The sequence below is a fragment of the uncultured Amnibacterium sp. genome (assembly GCF_964250715.1).
Lineage (GTDB): Bacteria > Actinomycetota > Actinomycetes > Actinomycetales > Microbacteriaceae > Amnibacterium.
On the sequence record NZ_CAXUGX010000001.1, the window covers coordinates 290618 to 302815 of the forward strand.

Consider the following 12198-nt stretch of genomic DNA (forward strand, 5'->3'; position numbering starts at 1 on the left):
GAGGCGGAGGCGGAGGCGGAGGCGGAGGCCGAGGAGGGCGGCGGGGCGCCGGTCAGAGGTTCTGCCAGGTCGAGGTGCCGTCGTCGTGGTGCTGGCGCTTCCAGATCGGCACCGTCGCCTTGATGTCGTCGACCAGGGCCGCGCACGCCGCGAAGGCCGCCGCGCGGTGCGCTGCCGCAGCCACCGCCACCAGGGCGACGTCGCCGATACCGAGCACGCCGATCCGGTGCTGCGCCGCCACCGTCACACCGTCGACCGCGGCCCGGTCGCACGCCGCCAGCAGGAACGCGGCGGCGTCCGGATGCGCCGAGTAGTCCAGCCCGGTCACGCCCCGGCCGCCGTCGTGGTCGCGGATCACCCCGCGGAAGGTGACGAGCGCGCCGTCGGCCGCGTGCAGCACCGCCCGCTCCAAGGCGGCGGCATCGAGCGGCTCGTTCGTCACAGCCGCCGAGACGACCCCGCTCACGAGCTCGTCGAGGGCGGGTCGACCGGATGCGGCGCGAACTGGTGGGCAGGCGACTGGTGGGCGCCGTGCTCGTGGTCGGCCCGGCCCCGCACCTGCCGCAGCAGATGCGGCATCAGTTCGCTCAGCACCTCGAGCCCGTCGGTCACGCCGCCGGCCGACCCGGGCAGGTTCACCACGATCGTTCCGCCCGCCTGCCCGGCGAGACCGCGCCCGAGCGCCGCGGTCGGGGTCGCACGCACGCCGCGCGCGCGGATCGCCTCGGCGATGCCGGGCATGGTGCGGTCCAGCAGCGCGGCAGTCGCCTCGGGCGTGCGGTCGGACGGACTCGGCCCCGTTCCACCGGTGGTCAGCAGTACGGCGGGCCGCTCCCGGATCGCCGCTGCCAGCGCGGCACCGACGTCGGCATCGGCGACGACCCGGGGCTCGCCCACGTGCAGTCCCGACTCGCGCAGCCAGGCGACGAGCAGCGGCCCGGTCGTGTCCTGCCGCGTCCCCTGCGCGACGCCGGTCGAGACGACCACGGCGATCCCCAGCGGTGCAGCATCCTCGTCCGGCGCCGCGAGGGACCCCTGCCGATCACCTTCCCGCCCGCCCTCCCGCGTCCAGGTGCCGCGGGTGCCCCCGCGCTTCTCGAGCAGCCGCACATCCGTCAGCATCGCTCCGGGGTCCACCGCCTTCACCATGTCGTGCAGGCTCAGGCCGGCGATCGCCACGGCGGTCAGCGCCTCCATCTCCACGCCGGTACGGCCGGTGGCGCTTGCGGTCGCGGTGATCGACACCGCATCCTCGCCGACGGTCAGGTCGACCGTCACCTGGTCGAGCGGCAGCGGATGGGACAGCGGGATCAGATCGCTGGTGTGCTTGGCCCCGGCGATGCCCGCGATGCGGGCGGTCGTCAGCGCGTCGGCCTTCGGCAGCCCGTCGGCGCGCAGCAGGCGAGCGACCTCGGCGGTCGTCACCAGCCGCCCGGCGGCCGTGGCCGTGCGCCGCGTGACCGGCTTGCCGCCGACATCGACCATGCGAGACCGCCCCGTCTCGTCCTGATGGGTCAAGCGCTCCCCGGTCACAGCGGCAGGACCGTGACTCGGTCGCCGGCCGCCAACTGCAGCACCTGCTCCGGCACGTCGATCAGCACGTCGGCCCGCGCCATGGTCGTGACCAGGTGCGAACTCGCCCCGCCCACGACCCGCACCGTGTCGCCGCGCGCCTGCCCGCGCAGCCACTGGCGCTTGCCGGGGACGGATCGCACGTGGGCCTCCAGCGTCAGCAGCCGCGGCTCGATGGTCGCTAGCCCGGCCGCCCGCCGCAGCAGTGGACGAATGAACACGGTGAACGAGACCTGCGTGGAGACCGGATTGCCCGGAAAGCAGACGATCGGCACACCGCTCAGTACCGCCGTCGCCTGCGGACCGCCCGGCTGCATCGCGATCTCGGTCACCTCGGCGCCCGCCGGCTCCAGCACCTGGCGCACGACCTCGTAGTCGCCCTGCGAGATGCCGCCCGAGGTGACCACCAGGTCGGCCGCGGCCACCGCGTCGGCCAAGACGTCCGCGAAGGCCCCGGGGTCATCGTCCACCAGGGCCTGCAGCACCACCTCCGCCCCCGCCTCGCGAGCCAGTGCGGCCAGGGCCGTGCCGTTGGAGTCGTAGATCTCGCCGAATTGCAGGTGCCGACCCGGAGCGACGACCTCGGCACCCGTAGTCAGGATCGCGACGCGGGGCCGGGCACGGACCGCGACGTCGGCGGTGCCGGATGCGGCCAGCGCGGCCAGATGCCGGGCGGCGAGCACGGTGCCTGCGGCGACGACCAGCCCCCCGCGATCGAGGTCGGAGCCGACGATGCGCACGAAGTCGCCGGCCGCCCGGGAAGCGAGCACGGTGGCCGTGCCGTCGCCGGTCCTGGTGTCCTCCACGGGGACGACGCAGTCGGCGCCGTCCGGCAGGGGAGCGCCGGTCATGATGCGCAGCAGGTGCCCGGCCGGCAGACCGCGTGGCGCCGAGCGCTCCGCCGGCGCCACCCCGGCGACCGGCAGGGTGACCGGCAGCGTCGTGAGCTCCTCCGCCCGCGCCGCGTAGCCATCCATCTGCGCGTTGCGGAAGGGCGGCAGGGGGATGGCGGAGTGCACGTCCTCGGCCAGCGGCCGGCCGGCAGCCTGGGCGATCGGCAGCCGCTCGGTCCCGAGGGCGACGAGGGCCGGCTCGACGATGCTCGCGATGCGCACCGCGTGCTCGTCGACGCTGCGTCGTCGCGCCGGCATCAGTAGCGGGGCACCCGCGGGTCGACCATGTTGCTCCATGCATTGATGCCGCCGCGGAGCGAGGTGGCTTGGAAGCCCTGCGCGGTCAGCAGGCGAGCGGCTTCGGCGGAGCGGACGCCCGAGTGGCAGTACGTCACCACCGCTCGTTCCCGGTCCAGCTCGCCGAGCCGACCGGGCAGCTCGCCGAGCGGGATCAGCACGCTGCCGGGCAGCGTCGCGATCTGCGCCTCCCACTGCTCGCGCACGTCGACCAGCTGCACGTCGCCGTCCGGCGACTGCAGCAGCCGCTGGAGCGCGGGCGCGTCGATCTCGGTCGGCCGGACCGGCGCCGCGGGGGAGTCCTGCTCCTCGGCTTCGCCGGCCGTCCCGGTCTCGTCGGCCGAATCCGGGGAGACGGTGGCGTCTGCCGGTGCGATCATGCTCGACGAGGCGGCCGTATCCGACGAGTAGGGGATCTCGCAAATCCGTCCCGTCAGCGCGTCGACCACCAGCACCCGGCCGATCAGCGGCTCGCCGAGGCTCGTCAGCAGTTTGATCGCCTCCGTCGCCAGCAGCCCGCCGACGGTCGCGCACAGTCCGGGGAACACGCCGGTCTCCGAACAGGAGGGAGTCGCGTGGTCGGCCGGCTGCACGGGGAACAGGTCGCGCCAGCGCGGGCCGGCGGTCGTCCACGCCACCCCGACGTATCCGGTCGTGCCCTGTGCGGAGCCCCACACCAATGGGATGCGCGCGCTCGCCGCGGCGTCGTCCAGCGCATACCGCGCGGCGAGTGAGTCGGAGGCGTCGATCACCAGATCCGCTCCGGCGATCAGGGCGGCTGCGTTCTGATCCGTCAGGCGACGCCGCACGCCGGTCACGGTGCCGGCCGCGAGTGGTCGCAGCGCCTCGACCGCCGAGTCGGTCTTGCCCCGCCCGACGTCGGCCGTGGTGTGCAGAGTCTGGCGGTGCAGATTGCTCGGTTCCACGTCGTCGTGGTCCACGACGACCAGTTCGCCGATGCCCGCCGCGGCCAGGGCCGGCAGCACTCCGCTGCCGACGCCGCCGGCGCCGACGACCACGATCCGTGCGGTGCGGATGCGCTGCTGCTGGCGCGGGCCGAATCCGGGCACCGACAATTGGCGGTCCCAGCGCCCCGCGAGCGGCCGGACATGGCGGACGGCCTGGAGGGGTTCGACGTCGATCAGGGTCATCTGAGGATCATCCCACCCCCGGCCAGGCGGCGACCAGCTGCCGCATCCGCGGTGGAAGGTAGTCTGGAACACCGCACCTGCGGGGAGTGGATCGGAGGTGCACGTGCCCGATCGCATCCGCGTGGCCGACGGCGCCGCGTTGCTCGGGGTCAGCGACGACACGCTGCGCCGCTGGTCGGAGGCGGGCCGCATCACCATCCACCGCGACAGCGGTCGTGCAACGGTGGACGGCGCCGAGCTGGCGGCGCTCGCCACGCAGCTGGCCGCGGAGTCGCCGCTCGCGCACCTGGGTCCCTCCGAGGGCACGTCCTCGGCCCGCAACCGCATCCCGGGCATCGTCACCCGCGTCGTCCGCGACACCGTGATGGCCCAGGTGGAGTTGCAGGCCGGGCCGTTTCGCGTCGTCTCGCTGCTCAGCCGTGAGGCGGCCGACGAGCTGGATCTGCAGCCCGGATCGCTTGCCACCGCCACCGTCAAGGCCACCAACGTCGTGATCGAGCGCAGCGAACCGCCCGCCCACGATCCGCACCGAACCAAGGAGTCCCGTTGAGCCGATCCCAGCTCCAGGCCCGCTTCCCGGCGCACCTCCTGACGCGCTCCCGCGCTCGTGGCGTCGCGGCCCTGATCACGGCCGGGTCGGCGGCCGTATTGCTCGCCGGCTGCAGCAGCACCCCGTCGACGCCCGCGTCCTCCGCGGTGCCGCAGTCGGCGGCGGCCAGGACGCCCGCTGCCGACAACGGCCTGACCGGCTCCATCACGGTGGACGCGGCAGCGTCGCTGAACGGCGTCTACCCCACGCTCGCCGACTCCTTCACCGCGGCCAACCCGGGGACGAAGATCGCCTTCAACTTCGGCGGCAGCGACTCCCTGGCCGCGGCGATCGTCTCCGGTGCGCCCGTCGACGTCTTCTCCTCCGCCAGCACCAAGACGATGCAGACCGTCATCGACGCCAAGCTGACCGCCGCGACGCCGGTGGTGGTCGCCCGCAATCAACTGGAGATCGCCGTGCCGAAGGGCAACCCCGGCAAGATCACCGGGCTGGCCGACTTCGCGGACGCCGACAAGACCATCGTGATCTGCGCGCCGACCGTGCCCTGCGGCGCGGCCGCCCAGACGGTGTTCGCGGCCGCGAACGTCACGGCCAAGCCGGACAGCACCGAGCAGGACGTCACGAGCGTGCTGAACAAGGTGAAGCTGGGCGATGCCCAGGCCGGATTGGTCTATAGGACGGACGTGCAGGCTGCCGGCGGCGCGGTGAAGGGCATCCAGTTCCCGGAGTCGTCGCAGGCGATCCAGAGCTACCCGATCGCACCGCTGACGGGTTCGAAGAACCCGACCCTGGCCGCCGCCTTCGTGCGCTACGTGCAGCAGCAGGAGAGCGTGCTGCAGGCCGCCGGCTTCCTGACCCCGCAGTAGCGACGAGCGTCACCGCGAGGGTGCAGTAAAAGAGGAGTCGTGGGGCGGCAGGTGACGGCTCGGCGCGGCCGGCGACCCGGTCGGGCGCCGGGCTGGGTGATCCCGCTGGCCGTCGTGGGTGCGCTGCTGCTGGTCGGGCCGCTCGTCGCGCTGCTCGTGCGCGCGCCATGGAGCCGCATGCTCGCGATCATCACCGGCCCGGTGGTCCCGCAGGCGGCCGGTCTGTCGGTCGGCACCGCAGCCATCGCGACCGGACTGAGTGTCGTGCTCGGCGTCCCGCTCGCGGCCGTGCTCGCCGGCGCGGACGGCTGGCCCGCGCCCCTCCGACGACTCGCCCGGGCCCTCATCATCACGCCGCTGGTCCTGCCGCCCGTCGTCGGCGGCATCGCCCTGCTGCTGCTGCTCGGCCGGTTCGGGCTGCTGGGCGCACCCCTCTTCACGCTCTTCGGCGTCACGGTCCCGTTCACCACGGCCTCGGTCGTCATCGCCCAGGCGTTCGTCGGGCTGCCCTTCCTCGTGCTGTCGGTGGAGGGGGCGCTGCGCGGCGTCGATGCCCGATACCCGCGCGCGGCCGTGCTACTGGGCGCCGGTCCGCTGACCGTGTTCCTGCGGGTGACCCTGCCGCTCGCCGCGCCCGGACTGCTCGCCGGCACCGTGCTCAGCTTCGCCCGGTCGCTCGGCGAATTCGGCGCCACGATCACCTTCGCCGGCAGCCTGCCGGGGGTCACCCAGACGCTGCCGATCGCGGCCTACCTCTCCCTGTCCAGCGACCTGGACTCCGCCGTCGCAATCGCCGTCGTGCTGGTCGTCGTCTCCGCCGTCGTGCTGATCAGCCTGCGCGACAAGTGGCTGACAGGGCTGCGCACGTGAGCCGCGGTCGTCTCGACGCGCGCGTCGCGGTCCAGCACGGAGCGTTCGCCCTCGACGTCGCGCTGACCGTCGAGCCCGGTACCACCGTCGCGCTGGTCGGCCGCAACGGCGCCGGCAAGTCGACGCTGCTGAACGCGCTCGCCGGCCTGGAGCCGGTGCAGCGGGGGAGCATCGTCCTCGATGACCAGGTGCTCGACGGCGGTCCCGGCACCGAGTCCGTGTCGCCGGAGCGGCGCCCGGTCGGCTTCGTGCAGCAGCAGGTCGCCCTGTTCCCGCACCTCAGCGTGCTGGACAACGTCGCGTTCGGGTTGCGCACCGCCGGCCGCTCCCGTTCCTCCGCCCGGACGGCCGCTCGTCGCGCACTGGAGCATGCCGGCCTCGACGCCCTGGCCGAGCGCCGCCCCGCGGCCGTCTCAGGGGGTCAGGCCGCCCGTATCGCCCTGCTGCGCGCCACCGTTCGGCGCCCCGCGCTGCTGCTGCTCGACGAGCCGCTCGCCGCGATCGACGCGGAGTCCCGCCCGGCTGTCCGGGAACGCATCCGCGCCGACCTGGCCGACTTCGACGGCTCGGCGATCGTCGTCACCCACGACGTGCGGGATGCGGATGCGCTGGCCGATCAGGTGGTGGTGCTGGATGCGGGGCGGCTGCTGCAGATGGGCACCCTGGCTCACCTGCGGGCCGCCCCGGTGGATCCGGTGGTCACGCTGCTGCTGAAAGGGCAGCGACAGAACGGTCAGACGTCCAGGAACTCGCCGGCGGTCAGTGGGTAGTACTCGCCGCCCGCCGCGCGCGTCACGGCGGCGATCCGGTCGTTGGTCACTCCGAGCCCCGCCGCCGACAGCAGCCCGTCATGGGTGGGGAAGGCCCGCTTCGGCGCGACCGCGGTGACGTAGTCCATCACCTCGGCGACCTTCATCCACGGGGCGCTCGCCGGCGCCGCCAGCGTGTCCACGGTCACGCCGTGGGGGATCGTGAACGAGTCGCCGGGCGTGTAGATGCGATCGTTGATCAGCACCCCCAGGTTGTCGACGATGGGGATGGAGGAGTGGATCAGCGCGTGATCGCCGCCGAAGAACTGCAGGTGGAAGACGCCGACATCCACGATGTCGCCCGCGGCGACCGTCTCGACCGCGAAGTCGACAGCGGCCGCGGCGACGCCGGCCGGCCCGAAGATGCGGGCGGCCGGGTTGGCCTCCAGCAGCCGCTGCAACTGGGCAGGCGTCCAATGATCGGCGTGCTCGTGCGTGATGACGATCGCCTGCACGCCGTGCACCCCCGTGATGGGCGTCGTCAGACTGCCGGGATCGACGACCAGCGTGTGCCGCCCCTCCTCGACGATGAACGCGGCGTGCTCGAGCTTGGAGATGCGCATGCGCTCAGCCAAGCCCCACGCCGCTGGGGGAGTACTGCGAAGGCGCGGCGGAAGCGCCGGGGCCAGCGCGATCGGTCGGAGCGCTCGGCCGGAGCGCTCGGCCGGTATGGCATACTCGGGGGTCGCGTCGACACGGCGCACGGCACGCGGCCCCATCGTTTAGCGGCCTAGGACATCGCCCTCTCACGGCGGTAACGCGGGTTCGAATCCCGCTGGGGTCACAGCACGACAACCGAACGTGTCGTCCGCTTGGCCGGCCGGCCCGCCTCTCCGTCGCCGAGCACGGTGCGGTGGGCCGACACGTCAGGCTGCGCCGAGCGCCTAGCGCACGAGGAAGCCGGCGTCGACCGGCAGGGTGACGCCGGTGATGTAGCCCCCGTCGTCGCTGACCAGGAACAGGATCGCGTTGCTGATGTCCACCGGCTCGATCAGATCGACCGGCATCAGGTTCGCGGTCATCTTGGCGGCCTCGGGGTTCTCCTGGATGTAGTGCCCGATCACTTCGTTCATCACCATCGGCGTCCTGACGCCGGTGGGGTGCACGGTGTTGACCCGGATGTTGTGCGGGGACAGCGAGTTCGCGAAGCTGTGCATCAGGCCGACCACACCGTGCTTCGCCGCCGCGTATCCGGTGGCCGCCACCGATCCGTCGGCACCGCGCCCGGTCAGGCCCTGCGTGGAGCTGGTGAGCACGATCGCGCCGCCCTGACCACGCTCGATCATGTCGGGGGCGACCGCGTGGACGGTGTTGAAGACGCCGTTGAGATTGATGTCGATGACGTCCTTGTAGGTCGGCAGCGGGTCCGGCTCCTTGCTGCCGAGCTGTGCGATGCCCGCGTTCGCCAGGACGATGTCCACCGGGCCGAGCTCGGCGACGCCCGCGTCGTAGGCGGCCTTCACCTGGCTGAAGTCGCGGACGTCCGCCTTCTTCGCCACGATGCGCCGGTCGAGCGCCTCGATCTGACGGACGGTCTCGTCCAGGTCCTCCTGCGTCGACATCGGATAGTCGATTGTCCCGACCTGGTCGATCAGATCGAACGCGATGATGTTCGCCCCCTCCTGCGCCAGCCTGAGCGCGTGGCTGCGCCCCTGCCCGCGCGCCGCACCGCTGATGAAGGCCACTTTGCCGTCGAGCTTGCCCATGTGCTTCTCCTCTTCGAGTCGCGCCGAGCACCGTGCGCCCGGCCTCGGTCGCATTGTGGCACCGGGTGCCTCGGCGTGACCTGCGTGTGGCCGCCTTCGTGGGACGGGCAGGGAGCGTCGGGCGGATGACAAGAGCGGCGTCAGAGGTGCGACCAGGCCGCGTCGTTGCAGCCCGACCGCTGCACCACCTTCTTCAGCGCCGGAACTTCAGGGGCGTATCCCCGACTGAAGCGGCCTGAACCCGTTAGCTGTTGACCGACCGGGCGGCCCGGATGCGTGCTGCCTCGGCGATCGCATCGTTCTCCGGCGCGTTCGATCGTCCGAAGGGCCGCGCGATGACCATGTACAGCACGCCGATCAGCACGACGATGCCGAGTCCGATCAACACGATCCACCGGTCCACGAAGTCGACGTCCGGCGCTCCCGGCTGCGCCAGGATGACCATCGCGGCGATGCCGTACACGAGCGCGAGCACGTTGATGACGATGCCCGCGCGGCCGAGCGACCAGATCCCCGCGGGCTTCCAACCGCGGATGCGCTGCACCAGGCTGGCGAACACCACCATCTGGAAGCACACGTAGATCCCCATCACCGCGAAGGCGGTGACTCGGGTCAGGCTGTCCGGCGAGAGGAAGACCAGCAGGCAGATGATCGCGGGTGCGACCGCCGCGACGACCGCGGCGTTGCGCGGTGCGCCTCCCGTACCGCCGACCTCCGTCCGGAGACGGGCCAGCCAACGGTGACCGGGCAGCATCTCGTCGCGAGCGAACGAGAACAGCAGGCGGCTGAGCGCCGCCTGCAGCGACAGCATGCACGACAGGAACGCCGTCAGCGCGATCACCAGGAAGACCTTCACGCCGACCGGCCCGAGGCTGCCCGTCAGGATGGAACTGATCGGGTCGGCCACCTTGCCGGCGACGATGGCGCTCAGGTTCGGCGCCGCGAGGATGTATCCCAGGAAGGCGATGAACGCCGAGACGAATCCGATGACGATCGTCAGGTACATGGCGCGAGGGATCTGGCGGCCCGGATTCGCGACCTCTTCCGCGACATCGCCGCACGCCTCGAAGCCGTAGAAGAGGAACAGGCCCACGAGCGCCGCACCGACGAAGGCGGGGAAGTAGTTGCCGCCCTGCGCCGTGCCCATCGCGTCGAAGACCACGCCGAAGTCGTTCTTGCGCTGGAAGATCAGCAGGAACAGGCCGACGGCGATCACGCCGATGATCTCCGCGAAGAAGCCGACGCGAGCGGCGACGGACAGCACCTTCGTACCCGCGAGGTTCAGTACGAAGGTGACCCCCAGGAGAAGGACGGCGATCAAGAGGGTGGAGCCGGTCGCCGGAGTGAACCCGAACAGGGAGCCGACGTATGGCACCGCGAACTCGGCGATCGACGTGATCGTGACGATGAGCGCACAGAGATAGATCCATGCGACCAGCCAGGCGTACTTGCGACCCCAGAGGCGCCGGGCCCACGGGTAGAGGCCGCCGGTGATGGGGTACTGCGAGACCACTTCGCCGAACACGAGAGCGACCAGGAACTGTCCGCCGGCGACGATCGCCAGCCACCAGATGGCTGGCGGGCCTGCGGTGATGAGGGCGAACACCAGGAGCGAGAGCACGCCCGCCAGCGGCGACAGGTACGTGAAACCCAGGGAGAACGTCGCCACGAGCCCCATCGACCGGTCGAAGGTCTGAGGCGCGCCGTCCGGCTGCGTCGAGAGCGGCTGATTCCGAGTGGTCGACATAGCGCCGCCGTTCTGAGCGTTGGGACCAACGAGAAGGAGCAGAGAGAAAAGGGGAGGAGCACGTCCGTGGGACAGAGAGGCACCGCTACCCCGATCGAGGTGAGACGACCCCTCGAGTGGCGCCACACTATCGAGCGGGTGCAGTGGCGGGCAAGAAGTTGAACGAAAAACATCTCACTGTGGAACTTTCCTGCCTTGACGGTCCGGTCACGGCCCCGGACGACCTCGCGATACGCTCGGGCATGCGCGCGGACGAGGTCGTCGCGGCACCGGGGGCCGGCGTCGTCTTCCGCGCGGTTGACTCGTCGCGGCCGACTGCGGCGATCGTCGAGCGCATCCAATCGGGCATCAGTGTCGGCGTGCTGGGCGACGGTCAGGGATTGCCGTCGGAGCGCGAGCTGGCACGACTGTTCGACGTTCCGGCATTCACGCTGCGGGAAGCGCTGCGGGCTCTGCGGAGCGAGGGGTTGATCGAGACCCGACGCGGTCGCGGCGGAGGCAGTTTCGTTCGCCTTCCCGAGGGGCTGAACCGCGAGGTGGCGACCCGCCGACTGCGTCTGCTGTCCTCGGCGCAGATCAGGGACATCGGCGATTGGCGTCAGACACTGATGCTCGGTGCCGTCACGCTGGCCGTCGATCGCGCGGATCACGGCCAGGTCGAGCATCTCGTCGATCACGCTGTTCGGGTCGCCCACGCGGATTCGCTGACCGTGGCACGCCAAGTGCACTCGCGCTTTCACCTCGAGCTCGCGGCTGCGTCGCAGTCCACCCGCATCAATGCCGCCGAGATCGAGTTGCAAGCAAGTCACGGCTGGCTGTTCGGTACCGTCATCGACCGCGCGAGTTACCGAGCGACCGCATCGGAGCTGTTCGTCCAGATCGCGGCCGCGATCGACGGCCGCGATCGCGATTCGGCGCTGGACCGCACACGCGACTATCTGAATCACATCAACACCGCGCTGCTCGAACTCCGGATGGCGCCGGAGGAGCAGCCCTCGTGACCGACGGAGCCGAACCAGAACCACCGATCGCTGAACTCCAGCGCATCGTGGCGGACTTGGTCGACTCGACGGGCGCGACTCTCGATCGGCTGGCCGAGCAGGTGTCCCTCGCGCTGCCGGCTCGCAACGCCACGGCGGCACCCGCCGCCTTCGACGCGTTCGACGCCATCTGTCGAACCACCCTGCAGAGCGGACGCGGCCTTCGCGGCCTCGGCTTTCTGGCCGCTCCGGGAGAGGTGGCGACCGTCCGTCTGTGGGAGCGATGGTGGACGCGGACCCCCGCCGGCCGGCTCGTCCAGGGCGAGCACGATCTCGACCAGCACAGCCCGACCTTCTACGACTACTCCGAGCGCGATTGGTTTGTTCAGGTGCGGTCGTCGGAGGCTCGGTCGGCGGTCTTCGGACCGTATGTCGACTTCAACGGCACCAACGAGTACACCGTGACGTTCACGCGCGCCGTGCGGGTCGCGGCTCGATTCCTCGGCGTCGTCGCCGCGGACATGCACATCGACCAGATCGAGTCGCAGGTGGAGCCCGCCCTGCACGGGTTCGCCTCCGCCGTCGTCCTGCTCAACGACCAGCAGCGCGTCATCGCGTCGACGACGCCGCTGCATCCGCCGGGATCCATCGTGCGCTCGGCTGCGGACCAGATCGCGCTCCCCGTGCCGCCATGGGTCCTGGTCGAGGTCGGACATTGACTCGGAGCCCCGCCGCGTCGAAACTTGCGCAGACGCAA

Annotated in this window: 13 protein-coding genes and 1 tRNA gene; 7 read left to right on the forward strand and 7 right to left on the reverse strand. The window is 71.4% G+C overall.

Features of this window, described 5'->3' with window-relative positions:
- Positions 1–52: 52 nt before the first annotated feature.
- The 4 genes from ACFE7H_RS01345 to ACFE7H_RS01360 are packed head-to-tail and all read right to left on the reverse strand — an operon-like array spanning position 53 to position 3913.
- The gene (locus ACFE7H_RS01345; protein WP_375399390.1) at positions 53–466 is read right to left on the reverse strand and encodes a molybdenum cofactor biosynthesis protein MoaE; all 414 of its coding nucleotides are present in this window, start codon (positions 464–466) and stop codon (positions 53–55) included.
- Entirely contained in the window at positions 463–1533 is a 1071-nt protein-coding gene (moaCB, locus tag ACFE7H_RS01350) for a bifunctional molybdenum cofactor biosynthesis protein MoaC/MoaB (RefSeq protein ID WP_375399391.1), read from the reverse strand. Before moaCB ends, ACFE7H_RS01345 begins: the two co-directional genes overlap by 4 nt.
- On the reverse strand, positions 1530–2723 hold the full coding sequence (gene glp / locus ACFE7H_RS01355; RefSeq protein ID WP_375399392.1) for a gephyrin-like molybdotransferase Glp: 1194 nt from the start codon (positions 2721–2723) through the stop codon (positions 1530–1532). Before glp ends, moaCB begins: the two co-directional genes overlap by 4 nt.
- Positions 2723–3913 carry a ThiF family adenylyltransferase gene (locus ACFE7H_RS01360; protein WP_375399393.1) on the reverse strand — a complete coding sequence of 397 codons (1191 nt, stop codon included), beginning with the start codon at positions 3911–3913 and terminating at the stop codon, positions 2723–2725. The genes glp and ACFE7H_RS01360 overlap by 1 nt, the downstream gene beginning before the upstream one ends.
- 103 nt (positions 3914–4016) lie before the next feature.
- Between ACFE7H_RS01360 and ACFE7H_RS01365 the strand changes: the two genes are divergently transcribed.
- The 4 genes from ACFE7H_RS01365 to ACFE7H_RS01380 are packed head-to-tail and all read left to right on the forward strand — an operon-like array spanning position 4017 to position 6969.
- Positions 4017–4463 (forward strand): molybdopterin-binding protein, encoded by a 447-nt coding sequence (locus tag ACFE7H_RS01365; protein WP_375399394.1) that lies wholly within the window; start codon positions 4017–4019, stop codon positions 4461–4463.
- Positions 4460–5329, forward strand: a complete 870-nt coding sequence (gene modA / locus ACFE7H_RS01370) for a molybdate ABC transporter substrate-binding protein (protein ID WP_375399395.1) — start codon at positions 4460–4462, stop codon at positions 5327–5329. The genes ACFE7H_RS01365 and modA overlap by 4 nt, the downstream gene beginning before the upstream one ends.
- 39 nt (positions 5330–5368) lie before the next feature.
- A complete protein-coding gene (gene modB, locus ACFE7H_RS01375; RefSeq protein WP_375399396.1) occupies positions 5369–6199 on the forward strand; it encodes a molybdate ABC transporter permease subunit in 831 nt (276 codons plus the stop codon).
- Positions 6196–6969 (forward strand): ABC transporter ATP-binding protein, encoded by a 774-nt coding sequence (locus ACFE7H_RS01380; RefSeq protein WP_375399397.1) that lies wholly within the window; start codon positions 6196–6198, stop codon positions 6967–6969. Before modB ends, ACFE7H_RS01380 begins: the two co-directional genes overlap by 4 nt.
- On the opposite strand, the gene ACFE7H_RS01385 is transcribed toward ACFE7H_RS01380, so the two are convergent.
- The gene (locus ACFE7H_RS01385; RefSeq protein ID WP_375399398.1) at positions 6933–7571 is read right to left on the reverse strand and encodes an MBL fold metallo-hydrolase; all 639 of its coding nucleotides are present in this window, start codon (positions 7569–7571) and stop codon (positions 6933–6935) included. The genes ACFE7H_RS01380 and ACFE7H_RS01385 overlap by 37 nt on opposite strands.
- A gap of 148 nt (positions 7572–7719) precedes the next feature.
- On the opposite strand from ACFE7H_RS01385, the gene ACFE7H_RS01390 reads away from it, so the two are divergent.
- A tRNA-Glu gene (locus ACFE7H_RS01390) sits at positions 7720–7792 on the forward strand.
- Between the two features lie 100 nt (positions 7793–7892).
- Here the strand turns inward: ACFE7H_RS01390 and ACFE7H_RS01395 are convergent.
- A complete protein-coding gene (locus ACFE7H_RS01395) occupies positions 7893–8714 on the reverse strand; it encodes a mycofactocin-coupled SDR family oxidoreductase (RefSeq protein WP_375399399.1) in 822 nt (273 codons plus the stop codon).
- A 244-nt stretch (positions 8715–8958) separates the two neighbouring features.
- Positions 8959–10461, reverse strand: coding sequence for an APC family permease (locus tag ACFE7H_RS01400; RefSeq protein ID WP_375399400.1), 1503 nt, complete (start codon positions 10459–10461; stop codon positions 8959–8961).
- Positions 10462–10604: 143 nt separating this feature from the next.
- On the opposite strand from ACFE7H_RS01400, the gene ACFE7H_RS01405 reads away from it, so the two are divergent.
- Positions 10605–11462, forward strand: coding sequence for a FadR/GntR family transcriptional regulator (locus tag ACFE7H_RS01405; RefSeq protein WP_375399401.1), 858 nt, complete (start codon positions 10605–10607; stop codon positions 11460–11462).
- Positions 11459–12160 (forward strand): cache domain-containing protein, encoded by a 702-nt coding sequence (locus ACFE7H_RS01410; protein ID WP_375399402.1) that lies wholly within the window; start codon positions 11459–11461, stop codon positions 12158–12160. Before ACFE7H_RS01405 ends, ACFE7H_RS01410 begins: the two co-directional genes overlap by 4 nt.
- Positions 12161–12198 lie beyond the last annotated feature (38 nt).

Coding starts and splice junctions, on each gene's coding strand:
- glp (WP_375399392.1), bottom strand. CDS start 2,723: ATGCCGGCGCGACGACGCAGCGTCGACGAGCACGCGGTGCGCATCGCG.
- ACFE7H_RS01360 (WP_375399393.1), bottom strand. CDS start 3,913: ATGACCCTGATCGACGTCGAACCCCTCCAGGCCGTCCGCCATGTCCGG.
- ACFE7H_RS01385 (WP_375399398.1), bottom strand. CDS start 7,571: ATGCGCATCTCCAAGCTCGAGCACGCCGCGTTCATCGTCGAGGAGGGG.
- ACFE7H_RS01395 (WP_375399399.1), bottom strand. CDS start 8,714: ATGGGCAAGCTCGACGGCAAAGTGGCCTTCATCAGCGGTGCGGCGCGC.
- ACFE7H_RS01400 (WP_375399400.1), bottom strand. CDS start 10,461: ATGTCGACCACTCGGAATCAGCCGCTCTCGACGCAGCCGGACGGCGCG.